Genomic DNA, 22,231 nt, shown 5'->3' on the forward strand with positions numbered 1-22,231 from the left:
CTGGGAAGGATTATTTATTTAGTAAACTACCTGCCACAAATTTTGATAGATTGTCGCAAAAACGCCAAATTCCCGATAGATAAGGAGTGTCATAACCAATTTTTCAGACATTCTCTACCAATCTCAATTTCTAGCATTTCTTTCATAGATGTTTCTAGAGAGTTTCCGATCGCGATCGCGCCGCCACCCAGAAGAAAAATTGTTCTTCTACAGAGTCTTCATCCCGCGCTTGCACGCGCCTACGTTAATAATCCTCAGTCCAATTTTCCTAGCCCTTCAGGCACCGAGCATCGGTGCCTATCTCTTTTTTCTTATCTTCCCTCAGCGCTCGGTTGACGACTCGCCACTGGCATACCGCTTGAGTTAAACTCAAAGTTAGGAAGGCGAATCCATCAGGATTCGTCCAGAGACTTCTTGGAATATAGTGTTCGCAGGAAGTGGGGCAGCACCCACTTTTTTTATTGGAGTTTTCCAATGACTCATCCCCTGATTCCACAAATTATTGATTTAGCAGCGCCAGTGGCAGAAGCCTTGGACTTGGAAGTAGTCGGGGCGGTTTTTCACACCAACCAACGCCCACCCGTGCTACGCGTGGACATCCGGAATTGCAACGCTGACACAGGGCTGGATGACTGCGAACGAATGAGTCGGGCATTGGAGGCTGCTTTGGATGCAGCGGATTTCATTCCTGATGCCTATGTCCTGGAAATTTCTAGTCCCGGTATTTCGCGTCAGTTGACGACAGATCGGGAATTCATCTCCTTCAAGGGATTTCCCGTAATTGTCACCACATCCGAACCCTACGAAGGTCAGCAAGAGTGGACAGGGCAACTGATTCGTCGGGATGAAGAGGGTGTTTACCTCAACCAGAAAGGTCGAGCGATCGCCATTCCCCGCCAAATGGTCAGCCGAGTGCAGCTGGATGAAAAACGGTAATTGAGCTGTCAGCTTAGTAGTTAGTCGTCAGTGGTTCGCAAGGAAGTTGCCTCTTGACCACTGACCGATTACCAATTACCAGTTACCAATTACCAATAGCAATTAGCGAGGTTTTTTTATGTCAATGGTTAGTCTACGCGGACTTAAAGAGCTAATCGATAAAATTAGTGTAGAGCGCAATTTACCCAAAAGTGCCGTACAAGCAGCCCTACGAGAAGCTTTATTGAAAGGATACGAGCGATATCGTCGTACCCAGAACCTCGACAAGCATCATTTTGATGAAGAGTACTTTCAAAACTTTGAAGTCGAACTCGACCTAGAACAAGAAGGAGAAGAAGGCTTCCGCGTTTTGGCGACCAAGACCATCGTTGAAAAGGTGAGTAGTGGCGATCATGAAATTGGTCTAGAAGAAGTGCAGAAAGTCGCGCCTGAAGCAGCGATTGGCGACACGGTGGTTTTAGATGTAACCCCCGATCAAACTGAGTTCGGTCGCATGGCAGCAATTCAGACCAAGCAAGTGCTATCGCAAAAACTGCGAGATCAGCAGCGCAAACTCGTCGCAGAAGAGTTCCAAGAACTGGAAGGAACCGTTTTGCAGGCGCGGGTACTGAGATTTGAGCGGCAATCCGTGATTTTAGCTGTCAGTAGTGGGTTTAGTCAGCCAGAAGTAGAAGCCGACTTACCGAAACGGGAACAGCTACCCAACGATAATTACCGTGCCAATGCAACCTTCAAGGTATTTCTCAAAAAAGTACGCGAAGGCCCAGCGCGGGGGCCACAATTGCTAGTGTCTAGAGCTGCCGCAGGTTTAGTCGTTTATCTCTTTGCCAACGAAGTCCCAGAGATTGAGGATGAGGTGGTGCGGATTGTAGCAGTGGCGCGGGAAGCAAATCCTCCGTCTCGTCACGTTGGCCCGCGAACTAAAATCGCGGTCGATACCCTGGAGCGCGATGTGGACCCCGTCGGAGCTTGTATTGGTGCCAGAGGATCGCGGATTCAAGTGGTAGTGAATGAATTACGTGGCGAAAAAATTGATGTAATTCGTTGGTCGCCCGACCCATCTACTTATATTTCCAATGCTCTCTCGCCCGCACGAGTGGATGAGGTGCGTCTGATTAACCCAGATGCTCGTCAGGCTCATGTTTTGGTGGCGGAGGATCAACTAAGTTTGGCGATTGGTAAAGAAGGTCAGAATGTCCGTCTAGCAGCCCGTCTGACTGGTTGGAAAATTGATATTAAAGATATTGCCAAGTACGATTACGAAGCGGAATCTCGGAACATGGCAGCGATCGCAGCCGCTCGGCAAGCCCAGGAGGAAGCTGAGTATGACGATGCAGACGATGAACTCGAAGAACTGGAAAGATCCGCAGCCGTTCCTAGCTGGCAGCAGGACAGTGATGATTTTGATGATGTAGAGGTAGATGAGGTAGAAACCACGGAAGTTTAGATTTGAGATTAAATCTTCAATCCAAAATCTACACTCCCCATTGCTTGAGATGGAACCAAACTACCGCCGTTGTGTGAGTTGCCGCCAAGTCGCGCCAAAATCGGCGTTTTGGCGAATTGTCAGAGTCTATCCGTCCCAGCAGTTACAATTAGATCGGGGGATGGGGCGATCTGCCTATCTTTGTCCCCAAGAAAGTTGTCTGGTAGCAGCTCAAAAAAAAAATAGGCTGGGCAGAGTGCTCAAAGTACCTGTTCCAGAAGCACTGTACCAAACCCTGTGGCAGCGCCTAGCTACTAAACTTGAAGGCTGCGATCGCTCCTTGTCAAGAAGCGAATCCAGCCCTCAAGAACGTTGCCTCCCATCCGCATCAGACCTAAAACAGCCGTCCGAATGAGATATTGTAGGAAAGAAGCCCAAAAAAAGCGACGTGCCCCAAATTGTAAAGATTTGTGCAAAATTAGAAATAGAAGTGTTTCACTATCCTTAGGGATAGGGAATTTACTTGGTGATAAACAGACTTCCCATAAGTAGCTTGGATATCATTAGTAGAAGTATAGGCAGCAAGTTAAAGCTTCACACCCATTAGGCAGTAAGCAAATGATCAACAAGTTGTCGTTCAAGCAGATGGTTATGGTGTAAAAACTGGTAGGATTCGAGGGGAAAGACTGGATGAACAACGGCAAAGTAAGAATTTACGAGTTATCGCGGGAATTGGATTTGGAGAATAAGGATATTCTAGGAATTTGTGAGCGGCTCAATATTGCAGTCAAGAGCCACAGCAGCACAATAACTGAATCGGAGGCGGAGAGTATTCGCTCGGCGGCAGAAAAACAGGCAGCAGCCCGACCAGCTTCACGTGCGCGGGCTCCAATGGATCAACGTAAAACAGCACCGCCAGCCGCTCAATCGGTGCGACCCCGGCTAGAAAACAAGCCGCAAATTCTGGAGATTCGTCAGCATAAATCTGGGTCTGGTTCTAACGCACCACAACAGCCGGGAGAACAGGTCGCGATTCCTCCCCAACCACCAGTAAGACAGCAGACGCCATCACCCATGAAGCCGACAAGTCTGAATAAACCAGTGCGTCCTAGCCAGCGGGATAATCCTCCTGTAGTAGAAGTAGTAGAAGCAGAAAAACTACAGGTAGACCCAGTAGAGGCTCCTCCTATTCCAGCTCCGAAAGCTGTTGAACCAGCTCCCCATCTGGTTGAACCTCCCATGCGACAAGCAGGGGAGCGTCCTGCGCCAAGTAATGTGGAGCGGCCTGTATTAAAACGTGCCAAGGTAGAAACAGCTACTAGCTCGCCTGTCAGCGCACCCCAAAGAGTAGGACCAGCGAGCGGGGCACCCGAAAGAACTAACGCCTCGGCTCCTCCTGCCCCCGTCAGAACGGAGCGACCTGCCCCCCCGGCTCCACCCCGAGTTCCAGAACTGCACTCGCCTCCCCAAAGGCCGGTGCGACCTTCCATGCCTGTTGGTAGACGCCCAGGCGGTGCTGGTGACACGCAACTAGAACCTGGTTCCAGTCGCTCGAAGCTACTACGGGACGAAAATGATGAAGGTTTGGGAACGCCCGATACTCTGGGAGAAGAGGCAAGAAAACCGAATCCCCCCCGTCTCGTTGGTCCCAATAAGCGAAAACCTGAGTGGGAAGATGAGGAAGAAGAAAACCCAGATAAAGCAGGCAAGGCAGGTGCTAAAGCCAAGCGTCGGGTTCAACCCCTCATTGATGACGACGAAGACTTTGACACGGATTTAGAGGAATTGCCAGCAGCATTACAGGTGAGTCTATCTGTAGCTCGTCCTCCCAAGCAGCAGAAAGCTCGTCCAGCCAGCCCAGTCGTGGTGGCAGCGGAAAGAGAGAAGCGGAAGCCTCAAATGCAGCGCGGCGAAGGGCAAAGCAACGATCGCGATCGCCGTCGCGAACCTGCTGCTAAAGCAGAACGTCCGGAAAATCTGGTGTTAACGGGCAGTATGACCGTTCAAGAACTGGCTACGGCCTTAGCAGTTCAGGAAACAGAGATTATCAAAACTCTGTTCTTTAAAGGCTTTGCGATCAATATCACCCAAACCCTAGATATCCCAACCATCACAATGGTGGCGAAAGAACTGGGCGTAGAAGTGGAGACGCAAGAAGAACAAGCTGCGGCGACAAAAGTAACGGAGATGGTGACAGAGGAAGACCTCGATCACCTGCAACGCCGTCCGCCAGTGGTGACGATTATGGGTCACGTAGACCACGGGAAAACAACTCTGCTCGATTCCATCCGCAAAACCAAGGTAGCGCAGGGAGAAGCTGGGGGAATTACTCAGCACATTGGTGCCTACCATGTGGATGTGGAATATGAAGGAAAAACTCAGCAAGTTGTGTTCCTGGACACTCCCGGTCACGAAGCCTTTACAGCAATGCGGGCGAGGGGAACGCGAGTCACCGACATCGCTATTCTGGTAGTTGCCGCCGATGATGGCGTCCAACCTCAGACAATTGAAGCAATTAGCCACGCGAAAGCCGCTGAGGTGCCAATTGTTGTGGCGATCAACAAAGTTGATAAACCGGATGCCCAGCAAGACCGCGTGAAGCAAGAGTTGACCCAGTACGGTCTGCAACCCGAAGAATGGGGCGGCGATACCATCATGGTTCCCGTGAGCGCCATCAAAGGGGAAAACTTGGATACCCTGCTGGAAATGATTTTGATCCAGGCCGAAGTTTTAGAACTCTCTGCAAACCCAGACCGCGCAGCTAAGGGTACGGTAATTGAAGCCAATCTAGATAAGTCGAGAGGCCCAGTTGCTACCTTGCTGGTGCAAAATGGTACGTTGCGAGTTGGTGATGTCCTGGTAGTTGGCTCAGTATTGGGCAAAGTCCGGGCGATGATCGACGACCGGGGAGATCGGGTAACGGCAGCGGCACCATCGTTCGCGGTGGAAGTGTTGGGCTTGAGCGATGTCCCAGCGGCTGGCGATGAGTTTGAAGTCTATCCAAACGAAAAAGAAGGTCGCGCGATCGCAAGTGTCAGAGCCGACGAGCAACGCCAGTCACGCCTGCAACAGGTCATGGCATCCCGCCGAGTCACTTTGAATACCCTCTCAGCTCAAGCGCAGGAAGGCGATCTCAAAGAACTCAACTTGATTCTGAAGGCAGACGTTCAAGGTTCCGTAGAAGCTCTTCTGGGCGCGCTCGGACAGCTGCCACAAAATGAGGTACAAGTTCGGGTGCTGTTAGCGGCTCCTGGAGAAGTCACCGAGACAGACGTTGACTTAGCGGCTGCCAGTGGCGCTGTAATTGTTGGATTTAATACCACCCTTGCCAGTGGTGCGCGGCAAGCAGCGGATCAAGCAGGAGTCGATGTGCGCGAATACAACATCATCTACAAACTGTTAGATGATATTCAAGGCGCAATGGAAGGTCTGCTAGAACCGGAGCAGGTGGAAGAGCCTCTGGGTCAAGTCGAAGTCCGGGCTGTCTTCCCAGTCGGTCGTGGCTCCGTCGCTGGTTGCTATGTGCTGTCGGGTAAAGTGGTTCGTAACTGCCGAGTGCGGGTACGCCGCAACAGTCAGATAGTTCATGATGGCGTCTTAGATTCCCTCAAGCGGATGAAGGAAGATGCCAAGGAAGTCAATGCTGGATACGAATGCGGCATCGGAGTCGATCGTTTCAATGCCTGGGTAGAAGGCGACATTATCGAAGCTTACCAAATGGTAAGCAAGCGCCGTACTCTCTCGCCAAATTAAGGCAAAACTCAAAAGGCAAAAGTCAAAAGAAAGAAAAAAAAGAAAAAAGGAAATAATCTCCTTTGCCTTTCTTCTGACTTTTGCCTTTTATTTTGCTTTTTGCCTTTTTACTACTTGTAATATGCGCTCTTTTTGGTTGGAACCGTTCTTGTGGATTCATCTTGCTGGTCTGGCGACAGTTCCCATTTGGTTGGAACTATGCTGGCTGGGTTTGGCAGTTGGCGATCCCGTGTTGCCGGTGTGGTTGGAACTTTTTTTGGTTGCCACTATAGGTATTGCACCCATACTGTGGATGCAGTTGAGCCGTCCTTTTAACATTTTTAGCATCCTGGCAGTGGCCTTGAAGCCAAGTCAACTGACGCTTAACCAGCGACGCCTGTTGTCACAGTTCAAGTCACCTACAAACCAATTAGTAGCCGTTCTAGCAGCTGGTTTCATGCTGTGGGTATTGTGGCTAATCTATCAGGCAGCGCCGCTAGCGGCAACTGTTACACCGCTTCCCCCGGAGTGGCGGTTTGCTGGACTGCTAGTAGCGGCACTGGCATTTCTGGCAAGCAATTTGTTCTTGCAGATACCACTGAGCGTGGCGCGAGTCCTTTTGACTAATGAAGCAGCATTTTCTGCTACGCAACCCTGTTCAGCAGAAGAAATTCCGCAACAATTTACAATTCCGGGACTACAGGTCAATCAAATCTTACCTTCGGAAATTTCCGAGACATCTGCGATATCACCCAACTCTGTAAAACCAATAAATGCAGGAATAGAAGCCCCAACGTCCTCCGACTAATCTAAAAAAGAGATTTTTCTTCAAGGTTCTTGGTTTTTCAGCACATGGGTGTCTATGTAGAAAAGCTTTCAGCAACTGGCGTAACCCAAAAAGTTTTGGCTGGTTGACTAGCGAGATGTTACTGACAGCACAAATCCCCCCAACCTAACTGCGTTATCCTAAGAATAGACATAGAAATTTGTTAAATAGTCATCAGCGGGCAGTCAATTTTAAAGATTAGATTTAGAGATTAGATTTTAGAGTGGGTTGTAAATTCACAATCTAAAATCAAAATCTAAAATAGAATTGCTGAAGGCTGATAGCTGAAAACTCCTTGTTCCCTTAATTTAAGGTGCATATGATCAGGTTTCCTGCTTCATCAACCAGCCAATTCTCCGGCAATACCAAAATCTGGGAAAGCCTCAAACAAGCGATCGCATCCAGTTCTGGGTTTCAGCGCTGGGAGATAGAACACCCGTTGGATAACGACCGCCTTCAGGAGTTCAACCTTGATTATCGGGTTCGCCGGTATCTGCGCGAAACCCTAGAAACTCTTGCTTATTAGTCATTAGTCATTCGTTCGGTAGCCAAGAACGAATGACTAATGACCCATCACTACTGACCAATTCTGATTAAATCACCTAGATTGGGCAATCCCTGTCCCAATCGCTTGAGTTTGCCAAAAACCTCAGCAAGGCGATCGCCCTCCACATGAACTTCTGAGGTTGGGTAATTTTCTAAAATTTCAATCAAGGTAATCTGATTGTCTGGAAGCGCTGAACTCATCACAGCTCCTCGCAAAGACTGAATGTTTGCGCCATTTCCGGGAGTATGAACCACGTCACTGACTTGACCCAAGACTAATTCCCCAATCTGGTTATTGAGTACCCGATCTAAAATGAGGGCATTCACCTTAACTTCTTGCGTTAGGGTTTTTCGCAAATCCTCAGGTTTTCTTCCTGCCATAGCCAAATAAGCACGTAGCGCTGGCGAAAGTTCACCCGTTTCAGCAAAAGTTGTGAGTTCGGGAACAGATACCGATTCCCTTAGAAAGCGGTACTTCAATACGACTGTATTGGCAGCATCCGCACGAGAGGGGCTAAACAAAATACCCGTAGCGGCGGCTAAAGAGAACACGAAAGGTAGCGATCGCAGCAGTAGAGAGCGCATAAGGAACCTGAAAACAGCTTAGAGATAGCGCAACTGTGCTTTCTCTACTTTGACGATACTGGATGCCGATGGGTTGCATCCTCCTGCTCAAGTAACAACTGCTTTTGAATCATCCCTCTCGCCTGGATTAGCCTAAGCCAAAACGCTCTTAAATTTATAAAACCTCAGCCCTATGAGCATTTCAGGGTTTACATCGCCTGAATTTTCTTTGCAGGGGCAAGTTGCCATGTTGGGAACTGATAATATTCGCAACTTGTCATCAAACGTAATTGTGAATATTAATATTAGCGACGCAAGTGCATACACCAAGTATGTATAGCTTCCAGCGTAAAAAAATATCCCAATTGGTGAGTCTCTAAGTTACTAAATCGTACAGTTAATAATGCACATCAAAAGCATCAAACGTATGACACCCCAGGGTTTTCCCGATCGTTTCTCCCATTCTTCTAGCATCCGTTTCGCCAAACGTTTCGCTGGTGTCGTACCCGTCCGGGCGTCCCTGCTAAGCGCTTTGTTACTTTGGTCTGGCGGGGTCATGGCACTTCCTGCGGCTGCCCTTACCCCGCCATCAACGCAGATAGCTCAACTTCCTGCAAGCGCGAACGTTGTCTACGTCAACCAATCCACGGGCAACGATACTGCCAGTGCTGGCACCAGTGAAAACACACCCTATCGCACTATCACCTACGCCCTCCAGCAAGCCCGCTCTGGCACAGTCGTACAATTAGCTCCAGGTTCCTACACGGCTGACACGGGTGAAGTTTTCCCCCTCCTTGTCAAACAAGGCGTCATTCTGCGCGGCGACGAGCAAAGCAAAGGGCAGACTGTAGCGATTATTGGCGGCGGCGGCTATGTTAGTCCTACCTTTTCCGGTCAGAACATTGCAATACGAGCAGAGAAAGACAGTGAAGTCAGAGGATTGACCATCACTAACCCGAATCGTCGGGGAACTGGACTGTGGATTGAATCTACCAATGCAACAGTCAGCAACAACACCTTTTCGAGCAATGACCGGGAAGGAGTTTTCGTCACCGGGACAGCTACCCCCAAAATTGAAAGCAACGTCTTTACCAGAAATAAGGGGAATGGCATTTCAGTCGCCAAGACAGCTCAAGGAGAAGTCCGCAACAATCTGTTTCAAGAGACGGGGAATGGTATTGTTTTAACTGAGACGGCATCACCTTTGCTCGCAGACAACCGTATTGTCCAAAACGTTGATGGAATCGTCGCCTCCAACTCCGCTGCCCCAGTCCTTCGTAACAACATTATTGAGGCAAACACGCGGTATGGAGTCGTGGCAAGCGGAGATGCTCAGCCCAATTTAGGGACTCAAGAGAATCCTGGGCAAAATCGGATTCGCAACAATGTTCGTTTCGATGTTGCCAACCTAACGCGCACGAATACTATCATCGCGGTCGGCAACGATATTGATTCTAAGAAGATTTCCGGGCGCGTGGATTTTGTGGCGACGTCGATACCTAGCGGTGGTTTTGCCGATGTTCAAGGGAACTGGGCGCAAGCCTATATCGAAGCTTTAGTTGCTAAAGATGTAATTGCTGGTTTCCCTGATGGGACTTTCCGCCCCAACGAACCTGTCACCCGCGCTCAGTTTGCCGCGATTATCAACAAGGCTTTTTCACCAGCACAGATACAGCCTGGGATTAATTTTGTCGATGTCAAAACTAATTATTGGGCTTATCAAGCCATCCAAAGCGCTTACCGGGGAGGCTTTTTGTCTGGGTATCCGGGTCAAGTTTTTAGAGCCGAACAGCGCATTCCCAGAGTGCAGGTTTTAGTTTCTTTAGCGAGTGGCTTGAAGTTGCGCTCTGAGGATACAAATGTGCTGTCTGTTTACAATGATGCCACCCAGATTCCTAGCTGGGCCAGCACAGCGATCGCTGGCGCAACTCAGAAACAGCTGGTGGTCAACTATCCCACACTGGCTCAGCTCAATCCTAGTCGTGATGCCACCCGTGCTGAAGTCGCCGCTTTTGTCTACCAGGCGCTGGTGAATGCCGGTCGTGCTGAGGCGATTTCTTCACCTTATCTAGTCAAGGCTCCATAATCGCGACTCAACGTTAAGATGTATCGCGCCAGTTTTCCAATTACTGGATGCTGGCGCTCGATCGGTCGTATAATAAAGGTTAACCATCAGTAGACTGCTGATCGTTAACCTCAAAATGCGGGTATAGTTCAGTGGTAGAACGTCACCTTCCCAAGGTGAATGTCGTCGGTTCGAGTCCGATTACCCGCTTTTCTAGACAGTGACTCATTAAATGTCATCGTTGATAGATGAATGTCGCTTTGACAATTAGGGATGTCGTTAAGGCTAAATCATCCAATTTGCCGAAACGATTCGCAGTGGCTTGGGCAGTTGAGGCAGTGGCAGGCATTTTTACAAGGTGACTTGGAATATCGAAAAAAACCTCAATTGGGATTCAAGTTTTCTGACGCCGTTGGCTGAAATTGGAATTTCTATGTAAGGCTTGGCAACTTGCGACAGAGAACTTAGCCCGAAAAGTGAGAGTAGAGGCTAGCGATCGCGCACAATAAAAAAGCTTCTGTCCACTCTACAACTGCCCCGTAGGTATCGCCGGTATGCCCGCCTAGCTGGCGGTGAAACCAGGCTCCTGTTAAAAGGGCGATCGCGCATCCTGCGGCTGCCGTTCCCACCGCTGCCAGCCACCGAGGCGGTGACAAAACAATCTGTAATCCCATCAGGGCAAATAGCAACAGCAATCCCAGCAGAATATCTTGAGGCGTCCGAATGGATTCTTTGTGGAAGGCACCTTTACCTTCTGCTTTGAGGTAAGGATAGCAAGCGATCGCTACCACTTGTCCCCACCTTCCCCATCCTGCCGATACCATTAGTGCCAGCCACCGATAAGATTCTAAGTCACTCAAAGCAGATGTTTTTAATAGCAGCAGCGCGATCGCTGCCATCGCCCCAAACGCACCCGTGACGCTATCTGCCATCACCTTTAGACGCCGCTGCCGTTCGCGTAGCTTGTCCGAAGAAAAATCCTGCACTGCCAGTCCATCTGCTGTATCCATAGCCCCATCCAGATGCAGACCCCCGGTGAGGGCAATCCAAGCAACAACGACCATTGCAGAGCGAGTCAGCATTGGGACACCCAGCAGTTGAAAACAAGTATCCAGAAGAGCGAGTAACCCTCCAATAAATAAACCCACCAAAGGTGCCCAACGCGCAATGCCGCGAAATTCTAATGTCCATCCAGATGGAATCGGAATACAGGTGTAAAACGCGATCGCACCCAGAAATCCTTTCCAAAATGAGAAAATTTGCACCACAAACAAACTTAATGACTTTTCAATAACAAATTCAGCAGATTAGCGTATGAACAGGGGAGAAATGTTGGGCTAAGATTGTCTCGTAGCAGTTCCGATTGCCATAGGCGTATGCCGTTAGGCTCCTCGCGCTTTGCTGAGTGTTCGCGTTCGCCATAACCGTCGAATGCGTATGCCGTAAGGATTCGGATTCTTGCCCAAAGCGCGTATACCATTAGGTTATGAAAGCTACCTACTTCCCTAAGTAGTGTATATCGCATTATTCTGTTGCATCTACGCAGCGACCAGGCAAGATCGGGCTTGTTTGAACCAGAGGCTGTTCCCATGACTTATGACCAATCTCCGCCCCACTTACCGGCTCCATGTATTATTGACAGCGGCATTATTGTTAATAAACAAGATATGCGACGACTGTTGACCGATCTAGGTCGCGTTCGCTACATCCACACCCTCGATGGCAAAGTGCAGAGCGAGGGCGAAGGATGCGTACTGGACGTATTTGCTGAACCACAGCGGTCTACGATGATTGCTAACCAGGCAATCTATCTTAACGTCCATAGTTTTGATTATCTGCAACTGCACCAGTCGAGCGAACAGGAATCTTATTTTGACTTGATTCAAGATCATCGTCAGTTACGTTTGATACCACTTTCTAGCCCACTCCAAGAGCAAAGCACGCCGATCATTAACGCCGCTGCTTTAGAGGCAATGGTGACACAAGTTCTGTCTGCTAAGTGGGATGTCCAACTTGACGACGACGATTGCTTATTCTAAGTAATCTTTAGTTAGGAAGTCGTTAGTCATCAGTCATTAGTCAATAAAAATCGACTAATCATCTAAAAACTAAAGACTAAAGACTATTGTTAGTAGGACTCGCAGCTAAAGTAAGTGGGATTTTCGTTTCAATGTCAGGCGCGTTGTCGCCATACGCAGGCACGAGCCGGGTCTTTTTTGACACCACATGGCTTAGTAGAAACACCTAAGTTTATGCCGGTAGGGACGCTGGCGACTGTCAAATCTGTGACAATCGATCAGCTGGAGGCAACGGGTGCCCAAATGGTTTTGGCGAATACCTTTCACCTCCACTTGCAACCTGGAGAAGCAATTGTGGCGGGTGCAGGTGGGCTGCACCGCTTTATGGGCTGGAAGAAGCCGATGCTGACAGATTCTGGCGGCTTCCAGGTGTTTAGCTTGAGCGAGTTGCGGAAAATTACTGAAGAGGGTGTAACTTTTCGCTCTCCCCGTGATGGGCGGATGATTCATCTAACGCCGGAGCGGTCAATCCAAATTCAGAACGAACTGGGCGCAGATGTCATTATGGCATTTGATGAGTGTCCGCCTTATCCAGCGGAGCGCTCAGAAGTCATGGCGGCAACAGAGCGGACTTATCGGTGGCTGGAACGATGTATAAATGCTCACCAACGTCCGAATGAGCAAGCTTTGTTTGGGATTGTTCAAGGTGGCGTTTACCTGGATTTGCGAGTTGCGGCTGCTGAGTCATTAGCGGAGTTAAATTTGCCAGGATACGCGATTGGCGGCGTCAGCGTGGGAGAACCGGCGGAACTGATTCACCAGATTGTGCGGGCGACTGCGCCAGTGTTACCCGCCGAAAAGCCGCGTTACCTGATGGGTGTCGGCACTTATCGAGAAATGGCACAAGCGATCGCTGCGGGTATCGATTTATTTGACTGTGTGATACCCACTCGCTGGGCGCGTCACGGTACTGTGATGGTACAGGGAGAACGCTGGAATTTGAAAAACGCCCAGTACAGAGAAGATTTCACTTCCCTGGATGCGAGTTGTCCTTGCTACACCTGCCAGAACTTCAGTCGCGCTTACTTGTGTCACTTAGTGCGAACGCGAGAAATTCTCGGTTACACTTTACTCTCAATTCACAACATTACTGAATTGATTCGGTTTACCCAACGAATCCGGGAAGCAATTTTAGGCGATCGCTTTGTCACGGAATTTGGTCACTGGCTAGACACTCCAACAGAATAATTAAAAATTAAAAATTAAGAAACTTTAAGCATGAGCGTAAACGTTTTTCGGAGCGAGTTGGCTTTTTTAGAGATAGCGATCGCAATTTTGGGGAATTTTAGCGGTCGAGGATCGTCAAGAGCGATCGCCACCGTTTAGTAAAAGTAAATTTTCCATGTAGGCTGAAATCGCGTCCAGCTAACAGCCGAGTCATGTTAAGATACTTGTCAATTCTTAAAACTGTGTTGGAAAGGTGGATTTTAAATATGGAAGCAGCACTGCTGTTGGCAAAACTGCCGGAAGCTTACTCCTTCTTTGACCCCCTGGTAGACGTTCTCCCGATCATCCCCGTGTTCTTCTTGTTGTTGGCTTTCGTTTGGCAAGCATCTGTGGGTTTCCGCTAAACCCGAACTGCCAAAAAATTAAAAGGGCACCCACGTGGGTGCCCTTTTATGATTCAGGGTAGGCACAAGGCCGCTTCCTAAAACTTTTTTAACCCTGCGATCCCATTGCTTTCTGAAAGGCAGGACGTTCCGAGAGTCGCTGGATATAGGTAACAACTGCTGGATATTCGCTCAGGTCGAGCTTCAGCATCATGGGTATATAAGCCAGAATCGACCCTACTGCTACATCGACGACCGTTAGTTCCTCGCCTAACAGGAACGGTTGCCCTTCCAAAATTTCATTCAGCGGTGTCAGCAACTTAGGCGTTTCGCGTTCCCGACTCGCTTCCACAAAAATCCCTGATCCTAAGGTGGCATTGCCAAAGATTACCCATTGGGTGATTTGAGCTTGTTCCTCCAGAGTGGCTGGCATCTTGCCGTACTTTTGGGCGAGATACAGCAGAATCGCCCCTGACTCCCAGAGTTTAAAATCTCCATCAACAATTGCCGGGACTTTTCCGATCGGGTTAATTGCCAGAAACTCTGGTTGGAGATGAGCGCCTGCCTGCATATCGAGCTGGACGAATTCGTAAGGAACGCCCAACTCTTCAAGATACCACTTAACAATGGATGCCCGACTACGGGCACCGCCATACAGTTTCAACATCGCAGATATCCTAAAGGACTTTATGGGTGTGAGAGTGTTGTTTCACGTTGTCTTCTTTGCGGACAACGCGCTGAGCATTCAGTACTCGCTTGCGTTCGACGGAATAGTTAAAGTCATTGCGGGTAGTGCCCAGAGGAATATGAGATTTGGCCTCTGGTTTGTTCTTATAGGTGCGAACAGATGCGATCGCCCGAAAAGTGAACTCATCGCTAAATTGCGCCTCTTCTGGAAAATCTGCTGGCTTGTAGAGGTTATCGCCGACGATCACTGCACCCATTGTGGTCGCAACAGCCATCTTGTAGGAGGTCGGAATCCCTTTCAGAAGTGCTTCCAGAGCAGCTGAGGGGATGGGTTCAATAATGTTGACTTCTTGGACTTCGCCATCTTCCTTGAAGAAACAAGTGGCTAAGCCAAGTAGCAGGTAGTCATCTTCGCTGAGATCGGGAGCATTGGGATAAGAAGTTGCAGTTGTCATAAGACCGTTTTAAGGAACGATTGCCAAACACCGACGGGAGCGCGTAAGTATCGCTTGCATTCTACCAGCATCCATTCAGTTGGGGCAGTGGGGAGAGGTGTAATGGGGAGCATCGCTTCAATTTTCCCTGCTCTTTTGCACCTTTGCATGGTTGTAGGATTTTCACCCCTCGCATCCCCCGCTCAAAATCCATAATTTTTTCCTATGCCAATCCTGCAAGCTTCACAGTCGTCAGTTCTCCTAGACGGGTAAATACGAGATTTAGGGAGTCTCTACAGATAGTTTCAGTAATGCTCTGGATTGGGGCTGTAGATTTCCTAAAGGACATCCAAACCGAACTGAAGGTATAGGAGATCGCTCCAGTGCTGGAAGACGCTTTAAGCAGTGACACAGAACACCCCGGCAACGAATAGGAAGCCGCTAAAGTAGATTCCAGAGAAGTCCAAGGTACCCTTGAGGATGATTATGAACGCTCGCGCAATCAATTTTCAAGACCAGGCAAAACACCAAAACGGTTCGCCGGTTTCATTGACCACCGGCACAGTTCCAAGGCGTTTTAATCTAGTCACCTCGGTATCTGGAGGACACCAGAACCAATCCCTGCGCTCCCTACGAGCTTTAGCAAAGGAAAAAGCTCAGCATGGCGATCGCAACGGCGCGATCGCTATCCTGACGACTCTCATCGAACTGAACCCCAGCAGTGCCACTGACTATAACAACCGGGGGTTGATTTATTTCCAGAACGGTCAAAAGGAGCAAGCGATCGCCGACTATAACACGGCGTTGGAACTCGATCCCCACTTGGACAGTGTTTACAACAATCGCGCCAACTACTACGCTTCTTTAGGACAGTTGGCAGAAGCGATCGCGGACTACGAGATGACCCTGGATCTCAACCCTGGCAACGTTCGGGCTTGGATCAACCAAGGGATCACCTTTCGGGATCTGGGACTTTACGACTTGGCGTTAGAGAATTTTGACCTAGTGCTGAGATTAGGTCAGCTACAAGGGAATATCTACGCAGAGCGGGGTCGTACCCATCATCTGCACGGCGACTGGAACTGCGCGATCGCTGATTATCAAAACGCTTTGGCTGTGCTTGCTCCTTTTGGTTCTGCCGGACGCTTGCGCTTGCAAGTCGAAAATTGGATGAACCAACTGCTGAAACCTATCAGCGCTTGAGGAACCATTTAAAATTCAAAAAAATTCAAAATTCAAAATATTTTGAATTTTTACTCATCAGTCGTATTGTTATCCAGCCACACAACTGGACGCTGAGAAGGGTCAACTCGATGGCTTTGTTCCTGCATCACGCTTTTGGCTTGCTGGGGATCGAAGTAGCGGCTGAAGTTATTACTTAAACGATTGACTCGTTTTTCTGTGCGCTTCACTTCTTGTCGGATTTCTCCTAGCTTTGCTTGCTGGGACAGGTGATAAGGCAAAAGTTGCACGAGAGCGGCGATCGCTGCCGATGAAAGCACTACATTTACTGCTAATTTAGCTGTCGTTTCGATTGCGATCGCTCGGTTAGGATGGCGTCGCGGTTGTCGCCGCGTCCGAGGAACTATCCGGCTGTTTGGTGCCGGTTGCTGATGAGGTTGTGAGGGTTCAATAGCATTCATGGTGTCAGGATACCACTCTGGACGCAAGCGCCACTATGTCTGTCGATAGATGTCAAAGGCTTTAAGGGAGGTACCCCTGCCTAGAGTTGCTGCAAGTGAATTAAGAAGCTAGGGATTGGATGCTAAGGACTAGAAACCAGGGGAAGAGGGAGCGGGAGAAGGGGAGCCGATGTGTACTAAAGCCCTGTCATTCCCTCACTCTCTCTTGCCATCAGCGGCTAGTCCCTAGCAAGGGGTGACATCTACTTGTACAGTTCCGTTGATAGCCGGAATGCCATGATGCCAGCAAACAGCGCCACAACTAAAGCAATATACACTTGGGTATCGGATATCGACATCGTTTACCAACTCCTTATTTCAGGTTTATAGTTCAACAATTTCGGCTAAATTATGCCCAATATAAACATCTTGTAACAAGATGCAACACAGCCGCGTAAAAATTCTAGCTCCATTGTTTGGCTTGCTTAATGGAATTTTCGACTAATTTTTCCCGACAAAGGTTAAGCTTAATTAAGACAGCAATCATTTTGGCACAATTTAGCCAGTTAATTTTTGCTTTTAGTTTGATAGTTCCAGTTTGAAGCTTGCGTGAATGCTAGACCAAATCCTGAACTCTCCGCTCAATCCGGGACTTGAAGCTCCCCTTGTACTGCTTGTTCTAGTTGTATTAGAGGCAGTGCTGTCAGCGGATAACGCGATCGCCCTAGCAGCTATTGCCCAAGGCTTAGAAGACAGCACGCTCCAGCGTCGCGCCCTCAACTTTGGATTAGCAGTTGCCTACATCCTCCGAATCACTTTGATTCTGACAGCAACCTGGGTAATTCAGTTCTGGCAGTTTGAGTTATTAGGGGCACTCTATCTGCTTTGGCTGGTGTTTCAGTATTTTACTTCCGATGAAGGGGAAGCTCAGGAACATCATGGGCCGCGATTTGCTTCTCTATGGCATGCAATTCCGATAATCGCCGTCACCGATTTAGCTTTTTCCCTCGATAGCGTCACTACAGCGATCGCAATTTCTAAAGATACCTGGCTGGTTCTCACCGGAGGTACGATTGGAGTGATTACGCTGCGGTTTATGGCTGGCTTATTCATCCGTTGGCTCGATGAATTTGTCCATCTTCAGGATGCTGGCTATATCACCGTTGCCCTTGTAGGATTGCGATTGCTCTGCAAAGCGATTCAGCCAGATTTGGTGCCGCCAGAGTGGTTAACCATTGCCTGTATTGGGGTGATATTTGCCTGGGGATTTTCTCAGCGCGTCCCCGCTGAGCAAACCGTAGAGATTCAGCAGAAGGAAGAGCAAAAGCGTTAGGCAAAAAAAGATTGAAAATGGCTAATCGCCGATGGCACATTTTTTAAGCGCCGTTCGCGATTAGCCGTTGGTGATTTACTCGTAGATCCAGGAAGTCAAGCTGGGCTTCCAGCTAACAAGTTCTTCATCTTTAAACCACAGAGCAATCTCGCGCTGCGCGGTTTCGATAGCGTCGGAACCGTGGATGAGGTTGCGACCAATACTGACTCCATAATCGCCGCGAATTGTACCCGGTTCAGCGGTCAGTGGGTTAGTCGCCCCAATCATTTTTCTAGCGGCTGCGACCACTCCATCGGCTTCCCATACCGTCGCGACTACTGGGCCAGAGGTGATAAACTCGACCAAACCCGCAAAAAACGGTCTTTCTCGGTGTACGTCATAGTGCTGCTCTGCCAGTTCCCGGCTCACACTCATCAACTTTAAGCCAACCAGAGTAAAACCTTTGGCTTCAAAGCGCCGGATGACCTCACCCGCGAGGTTGCGCTGTACACCATCAGGCTTGACCATGACAAATGTCCGTTCCAAGTTTATCTCCTTTAGATTTTACAAACTGATACAAAACACAGATTAGACTAGAAGGCTTTTTAACGCAAAGGGCGCAAAGGTTTACGCAAAAGGATACGAAGATCAACTTTAAGTAAATTCCCACCGCGTTGACACTGCCAAATTGAGCATCTCACCCAAATCCCTCTTGGCGTTCCTTTGCGGTTTCCTTCGCCTACCTTTGCGTTAAAAGTTTAAATGAATTGCTGCCGATCTACCCGTTATGACGTTCTAAGGCTAATTGAATCAGTTGATCGACTAATTCTGGGAAAGCAACACCCGTCGCCCCCCAAAGTTGGGGATACATACTCGTTGCCGTGAAACCAGGCATGGTATTAATTTCATTAATCAAGACTTCGCCAGTGGCTTCAACGTAGAAAAAGTCCACCCGCCCCAAACCAGCCCCATCAACTGCGGCAAACGCTTGAAGAGCCATTTCTTGGATTTGAGTGGCAACGGCATCTGGCACTCTCGCTGGGATCGCTAAATCCGCGCGTCCCTCGGTGTACTTCGTTTCGTAGTCGTAAAAATCACTGTCAAAGGTAATTTCTCCAACGACGGAAGCCTTGGGATTGTCATTCCCCAAAACGGCACATTCTAACTCCCGCGCCACCACGCCTGCTTCCACAATTAAGCGACGGTCGTAGCTGGCGGCGTTATCGAGGGCGGTTTCTAACTCAGCACGCGATCGCACTTTGGAAATTCCCACCGATGAACCTAAATTCGCCGGTTTCACAAAACAGGGATAACCGAGTGTCGCTTCAATTTGTTCGCAAAGCTTGGGGAAAACACAGGGATTCGACCACACTTGCGAGCGATTAACGGTGATGTATTTCACTTGAGGCAATCCTGCATTGGCGAATGCCATTTTCATGGCAATTTTGTCCATTCCCATCGCAGAACCTAAAACCCCAGTCCCGACAAAAGGCACTTGCATTAATTTAAGCATTCCCTGAATGGTGCCATCTTCCCCATTCGGGCCGTGGAGGATGGGAAACCAGACATCTACCTCAGCAGCTTGGGGGGGAGATTGCCAACGATTGAGGTCTGGCGATGGGATCGTAAGTTCGGTATTCGGTGATGCGTTTTCGTTACTGGGTAATTGTTGCGGAGAATTTTCTGAGGCCAGTTGGGATTCCGGGGGTCTTCCAGATGCTAAAACTTGTTGAGCCACTTCCCCGGCTTGCCAACGTCCATCTTTGTGGATGTAGAAAGGCAGGAGTTCGTACTTAGCGCTGTTTTGGTCGGCACTCAAAGCTTGCGCGATCGCCCGTGCCGAACTTAGCGAAACTTCATGTTCTCCCGAACAGCCCCCAAACAGCAATCCCACCCGCATTTTATTCATTTCGGATATTCCTGACACTGCACACCGCCGATAGTTTACTACAGCCTAGAGGCGTGAGACGAACTCCGATACGGAAACTCCCTCAACCCTCTTTGTTATGATGCCAGTGTTATTTGCCTCGCTCAGGAGCGGACAACGAGTTTCCAGGGACGTTGGACAGTCATCGCTTCTTCCGGCTCCAGCACGGCAATCCGCCATCCTCTGCCCCAAGGTCGCGCCAGGACGACCCGATCGGGATTTGCTGCTTTGACCTTTTGAGCCGCCGTAGTGGTCAACTCGCTCAGTGCGATTTTTTCCACGGCTAGAGGTGCGCGAGCGACTGGCGTCAGGACTGGGGGAGCCTGAATGGTGGGTGTTGCCGTGGGGACTGGGGTTGTGGCGGTGGAAGCCTGGAGGCTTGGTTTGGCGGTGGGGAGGGGTGCCGTGGCGGTGGAAGTCTGAATCGCCTGTACCGGGGGTTTTTTGCCCTTGAGCTGAAGCGGTTCCTGTTTAGGAAGAATCAGTTGACGAGTGCTAGCACCCAATAAGTAAGTAAAGCGGCAAGTCAACCAAGCAATGCTTCCCGCAGCAATTGCCGTCCAATACACCAATATCAGACTGTTGTATAAAGTGTAAGCAATGCGAGGGGGAAGATAAACGGCTTCCTGTAAGTCTCGCCGGAGGAGTGGAAGGCGGGAGCTTACTTCAAGTTTCCACAAGGTGATAAATGTTTTCATAGCAGATGCTAGCACCGCGAAATCCTCTGAGCCACCTAAAAATCTTATACCGGCACTGGCTGATGCACTTCCAATGGTTCCCCAGTCAAACTAAACGCGCGAACTTCGGTGATTTTGACTTTCACCACTTGACCTTTGAGTTCGGCAATGTTGCCGGTAAAGAAGGTGAGACGGTTGCCCCGCGTACGTCCCATCACCTGGGTGGGATCTTTGGTATTTTGATCTTCTACCAAGACTTCTTCGATGCGACCGAAGTAACGCTGGGACGCTTGAGCCGCTTTTATGGAAACTAAGTGATTGAGACGTTGAAGGCGATCGCTTTTTACCTGTTCGCTCAGCTGATTCTCCCACAGGGCTGCTGGCGTTCCCGGACGCGGAGAATAAGCAGCCGTATTTAACAGGTCAAAACCAATATCTTCCACCAGCCGCAGCGTATTCTCAAACTGTTCCTCGGTTTCTCCAGGGAACCCGACAATCGCATCCGCACTAATCGAGGCATCTGGCATATACCGGCGAATCGTGTCAATGATGCGGCGATATTTCTCGTGGGTATAACCCCGTCCCATTGCCTTCAGAATCTCGTTATCTCCTGACTGGAAGGGAATGTGGAAATGTTCGCACACGTTGGGCAATTCGGCACAAGCTCGAATTAACCGTTCGGTGAAATAGCGCGGATGGCTGGTTGCAAAGCGAATCCGGTCAATTCCCGGCACATCATGAACGTAATAAAGCAAGTCTGTGAGCGTATTCTGGTGACGCCCTTCTGCCGTGATTCCGGGCAAATCCCGCCCGTAGGCGTCGATATTTTGCCCCAATAGGGTGATTTCCTTATATCCTTGACGCGCTATTTCCTCCATTTCGGCGCGAATCGCTTCTGGAGTCCGCGATTGCTCGACGCCGCGAACGCTGGGAACCACGCAGTACGTACAGCGTTCATTGCAGCCGTAAATTACATTCACCCAAGCGGTCACTTTACTGTCGCGGCGCGGCTTGGTGATGTCTTCAATGATATGAACTGCCTCAGTCGCCACTACCTGATTGCCGTTGAAAACTTGTTCCAGCAAATCTTGGAGGCGATTGGCGTGTTGTGGTCCCATGACTAAGTCTAATTCTGGCACCCGCCGCAACAGTGCTTCCCCTTCCTGCTGAGCGACGCAACCCGCAACTACCAGTGTCAAATCTGGTTGTTCGTGCTTGCGCTTCGCCTGTCTGCCTAGATAGGAATAAACTTTTTGCTCGGCGTTATCCCGAATGGTGCAGGTGTTGTAGAGGATCAGGTTTGCATTTTCAGGTTCTTCTGACCATTCAAAGCCCATATTTTCCAAGATGCCAGCCATACGCTCTGAGTCGGCTTTGTTCATCTGGCAGCCAAAGGTGGTGATGTGATACCGGCGGGGAGAAGTGGTCATGGACGGCTACAACAAATCAATGAAAATAATCGGAACTGTATATCTATAGTACCTATCTGGAGAATACAGCTATCGCGTCTTTACATCTAAAACTGCCAGAACTGCCCGTAAGCGTTGCCAAAGATCGATAGCGATCGCTCTCACGGTGCCCAAGCACCCACAATCCAAGCACCTATAACCCAAGCCGCGGTGAGTCAGCGTTCTTGAATCTTCAGGCAAGCCTATATTTTCTGACGCTTGTAAAAAATTGCGGGAACAAAGTAGGACGTTTATTCTACGAATTCCGCAATAAATTACAGCATCATAAACTCAATTATTCAGATTGTTTTGCAATTTTATCCTGATTATGCATCAGAGAGTCCGAATCAGGCAATAGAAGCTCTGACGAGACATCTACTATGCGCCTTTACAGCTCCCTC

Annotated in this window: 23 protein-coding genes and 1 tRNA gene; 14 read left to right on the forward strand and 10 right to left on the reverse strand. The window is 49.3% G+C overall.

Going from position 1 to position 22,231, the window contains the following annotated elements; all coding sequences use genetic code 11:
- Positions 1-148: 148 nt before the first annotated feature.
- The 7 genes from NDA03_RS00415 (at position 149) to NDA03_RS00445 (ending at position 7,446) form a co-directional block, all read left to right on the forward strand.
- Entirely contained in the window at positions 149-367 is a 219-nt protein-coding gene (locus NDA03_RS00415) for a hypothetical protein (RefSeq protein ID WP_190413348.1), read from the forward strand.
- Between the two features lie 107 nt (positions 368-474).
- Positions 475-936: a ribosome maturation factor RimP gene (gene rimP, locus NDA03_RS00420; protein ID WP_190413346.1), complete on the forward strand. Its 462-nt coding sequence runs from the start codon at positions 475-477 to the stop codon at positions 934-936.
- Between the two features lie 118 nt (positions 937-1,054).
- Complete coding sequence (gene nusA / locus NDA03_RS00425) at positions 1,055-2,383, forward strand: transcription termination factor NusA (protein WP_190984523.1); 1,329 nt, start codon at positions 1,055-1,057, stop codon at positions 2,381-2,383.
- 49 nt (positions 2,384-2,432) lie between these two features.
- On the forward strand, positions 2,433-2,777 hold the full coding sequence (locus NDA03_RS00430) for a YlxR family protein (RefSeq protein WP_190427456.1): 345 nt from the start codon (positions 2,433-2,435) through the stop codon (positions 2,775-2,777).
- Between the two features lie 275 nt (positions 2,778-3,052).
- A complete protein-coding gene (gene infB / locus NDA03_RS00435) occupies positions 3,053-6,115 on the forward strand; it encodes a translation initiation factor IF-2 (protein WP_190413340.1) in 3,063 nt (1,020 codons plus the stop codon).
- A 121-nt stretch (positions 6,116-6,236) separates the two neighbouring features.
- Positions 6,237-6,902 (forward strand): low-complexity tail membrane protein, encoded by a 666-nt coding sequence (locus NDA03_RS00440; protein WP_348236986.1) that lies wholly within the window; start codon positions 6,237-6,239, stop codon positions 6,900-6,902.
- 337 nt (positions 6,903-7,239) lie between these two features.
- Positions 7,240-7,446: a hypothetical protein gene (locus NDA03_RS00445; protein ID WP_190413336.1), complete on the forward strand. Its 207-nt coding sequence runs from the start codon at positions 7,240-7,242 to the stop codon at positions 7,444-7,446.
- Between the two features lie 50 nt (positions 7,447-7,496).
- Here the strand turns inward: NDA03_RS00445 and NDA03_RS00450 are convergent, their stop codons facing one another.
- The gene (locus NDA03_RS00450; RefSeq protein ID WP_190413334.1) at positions 7,497-8,051 is read right to left on the reverse strand and encodes an alpha/beta hydrolase; all 555 of its coding nucleotides are present in this window, start codon (positions 8,049-8,051) and stop codon (positions 7,497-7,499) included.
- 406 nt (positions 8,052-8,457) lie between these two features.
- Here NDA03_RS00450 and NDA03_RS00455 point away from each other — a divergent pair, with 406 nt between their 5' ends.
- Together NDA03_RS00455 and NDA03_RS00460 are read left to right on the forward strand one after the other, a co-directional pair.
- A complete protein-coding gene (locus NDA03_RS00455) occupies positions 8,458-10,116 on the forward strand; it encodes a DUF1565 domain-containing protein (protein WP_348236987.1) in 1,659 nt (552 codons plus the stop codon).
- Between the two features lie 117 nt (positions 10,117-10,233).
- A tRNA-Gly gene (locus NDA03_RS00460) sits at positions 10,234-10,305 on the forward strand.
- A 254-nt stretch (positions 10,306-10,559) separates the two neighbouring features.
- On the opposite strand, the gene cobS is transcribed toward NDA03_RS00460, so the two are convergent.
- The gene (cobS, locus tag NDA03_RS00465; protein ID WP_348236988.1) at positions 10,560-11,360 is read right to left on the reverse strand and encodes an adenosylcobinamide-GDP ribazoletransferase; all 801 of its coding nucleotides are present in this window, start codon (positions 11,358-11,360) and stop codon (positions 10,560-10,562) included.
- 324 nt (positions 11,361-11,684) lie between these two features.
- On the opposite strand from cobS, the gene NDA03_RS00470 reads away from it, so the two are divergent.
- The 3 genes from NDA03_RS00470 (at position 11,685) to NDA03_RS00480 (ending at position 13,744) form a co-directional block, all read left to right on the forward strand.
- On the forward strand, positions 11,685-12,134 hold the full coding sequence (locus NDA03_RS00470) for a hypothetical protein (protein ID WP_190432259.1): 450 nt from the start codon (positions 11,685-11,687) through the stop codon (positions 12,132-12,134).
- 114 nt (positions 12,135-12,248) lie between these two features.
- Positions 12,249-13,361 carry a tRNA guanosine(34) transglycosylase Tgt gene (gene tgt, locus NDA03_RS00475; protein WP_348236989.1) on the forward strand — a complete coding sequence of 371 codons (1,113 nt, stop codon included), beginning with the start codon at positions 12,249-12,251 and terminating at the stop codon, positions 13,359-13,361.
- Positions 13,362-13,606: 245 nt separating this feature from the next.
- On the forward strand, positions 13,607-13,744 hold the full coding sequence (locus tag NDA03_RS00480) for a photosystem II reaction center protein K (RefSeq protein WP_190413748.1): 138 nt from the start codon (positions 13,607-13,609) through the stop codon (positions 13,742-13,744).
- A gap of 88 nt (positions 13,745-13,832) precedes the next feature.
- Here NDA03_RS00480 and NDA03_RS00485 read toward each other — a convergent pair whose 3' ends face one another.
- Together NDA03_RS00485 and NDA03_RS00490 are read right to left on the reverse strand one after the other, a co-directional pair.
- Positions 13,833-14,390 (reverse strand): glutathione S-transferase family protein, encoded by a 558-nt coding sequence (locus NDA03_RS00485; RefSeq protein WP_190432255.1) that lies wholly within the window; start codon positions 14,388-14,390, stop codon positions 13,833-13,835.
- 10 nt (positions 14,391-14,400) lie between these two features.
- Positions 14,401-14,865, reverse strand: a complete 465-nt coding sequence (locus tag NDA03_RS00490; protein WP_190426879.1) for a hypothetical protein — start codon at positions 14,863-14,865, stop codon at positions 14,401-14,403.
- A gap of 465 nt (positions 14,866-15,330) precedes the next feature.
- Between NDA03_RS00490 and NDA03_RS00495 the strand changes: the two genes are divergently transcribed.
- A complete protein-coding gene (locus NDA03_RS00495) occupies positions 15,331-16,047 on the forward strand; it encodes a tetratricopeptide repeat protein (protein WP_190413322.1) in 717 nt (238 codons plus the stop codon).
- 50 nt (positions 16,048-16,097) lie between these two features.
- Here the strand turns inward: NDA03_RS00495 and NDA03_RS00500 are convergent, their stop codons facing one another.
- Positions 16,098-16,487: a hypothetical protein gene (locus tag NDA03_RS00500; RefSeq protein ID WP_190413320.1), complete on the reverse strand. Its 390-nt coding sequence runs from the start codon at positions 16,485-16,487 to the stop codon at positions 16,098-16,100.
- 242 nt (positions 16,488-16,729) lie between these two features.
- Positions 16,730-16,825, reverse strand: a complete 96-nt coding sequence (psaM, locus tag NDA03_RS00505; RefSeq protein ID WP_190413318.1) for a photosystem I reaction center subunit XII — start codon at positions 16,823-16,825, stop codon at positions 16,730-16,732.
- Positions 16,826-17,079: 254 nt separating this feature from the next.
- Here psaM and NDA03_RS00510 point away from each other — a divergent pair, with 254 nt between their 5' ends.
- A complete protein-coding gene (locus tag NDA03_RS00510; RefSeq protein WP_190426878.1) occupies positions 17,080-17,799 on the forward strand; it encodes a TerC family protein in 720 nt (239 codons plus the stop codon).
- Positions 17,800-17,874: 75 nt separating this feature from the next.
- Here NDA03_RS00510 and ndk read toward each other — a convergent pair whose 3' ends face one another.
- The 4 genes from ndk to miaB form a co-directional block, all read right to left on the reverse strand.
- Positions 17,875-18,324: a nucleoside-diphosphate kinase gene (gene ndk / locus NDA03_RS00515; RefSeq protein WP_190413315.1), complete on the reverse strand. Its 450-nt coding sequence runs from the start codon at positions 18,322-18,324 to the stop codon at positions 17,875-17,877.
- 232 nt (positions 18,325-18,556) lie between these two features.
- A complete protein-coding gene (locus tag NDA03_RS00520; RefSeq protein WP_190673276.1) occupies positions 18,557-19,687 on the reverse strand; it encodes a D-alanine--D-alanine ligase family protein in 1,131 nt (376 codons plus the stop codon).
- Between the two features lie 122 nt (positions 19,688-19,809).
- Positions 19,810-20,418: a hypothetical protein gene (locus tag NDA03_RS00525; protein WP_348236990.1), complete on the reverse strand. Its 609-nt coding sequence runs from the start codon at positions 20,416-20,418 to the stop codon at positions 19,810-19,812.
- Between the two features lie 29 nt (positions 20,419-20,447).
- Entirely contained in the window at positions 20,448-21,812 is a 1,365-nt protein-coding gene (gene miaB, locus NDA03_RS00530) for a tRNA (N6-isopentenyl adenosine(37)-C2)-methylthiotransferase MiaB (protein ID WP_348236991.1), read from the reverse strand.
- Positions 21,813-22,231: the final 419 nt, after the last annotated feature.

The organism is Trichocoleus sp. Lan (assembly GCF_039961855.1).
In the GTDB taxonomy this organism is placed as follows: domain Bacteria; phylum Cyanobacteriota; class Cyanobacteriia; order Cyanobacteriales; family FACHB-T130; genus FACHB-T130.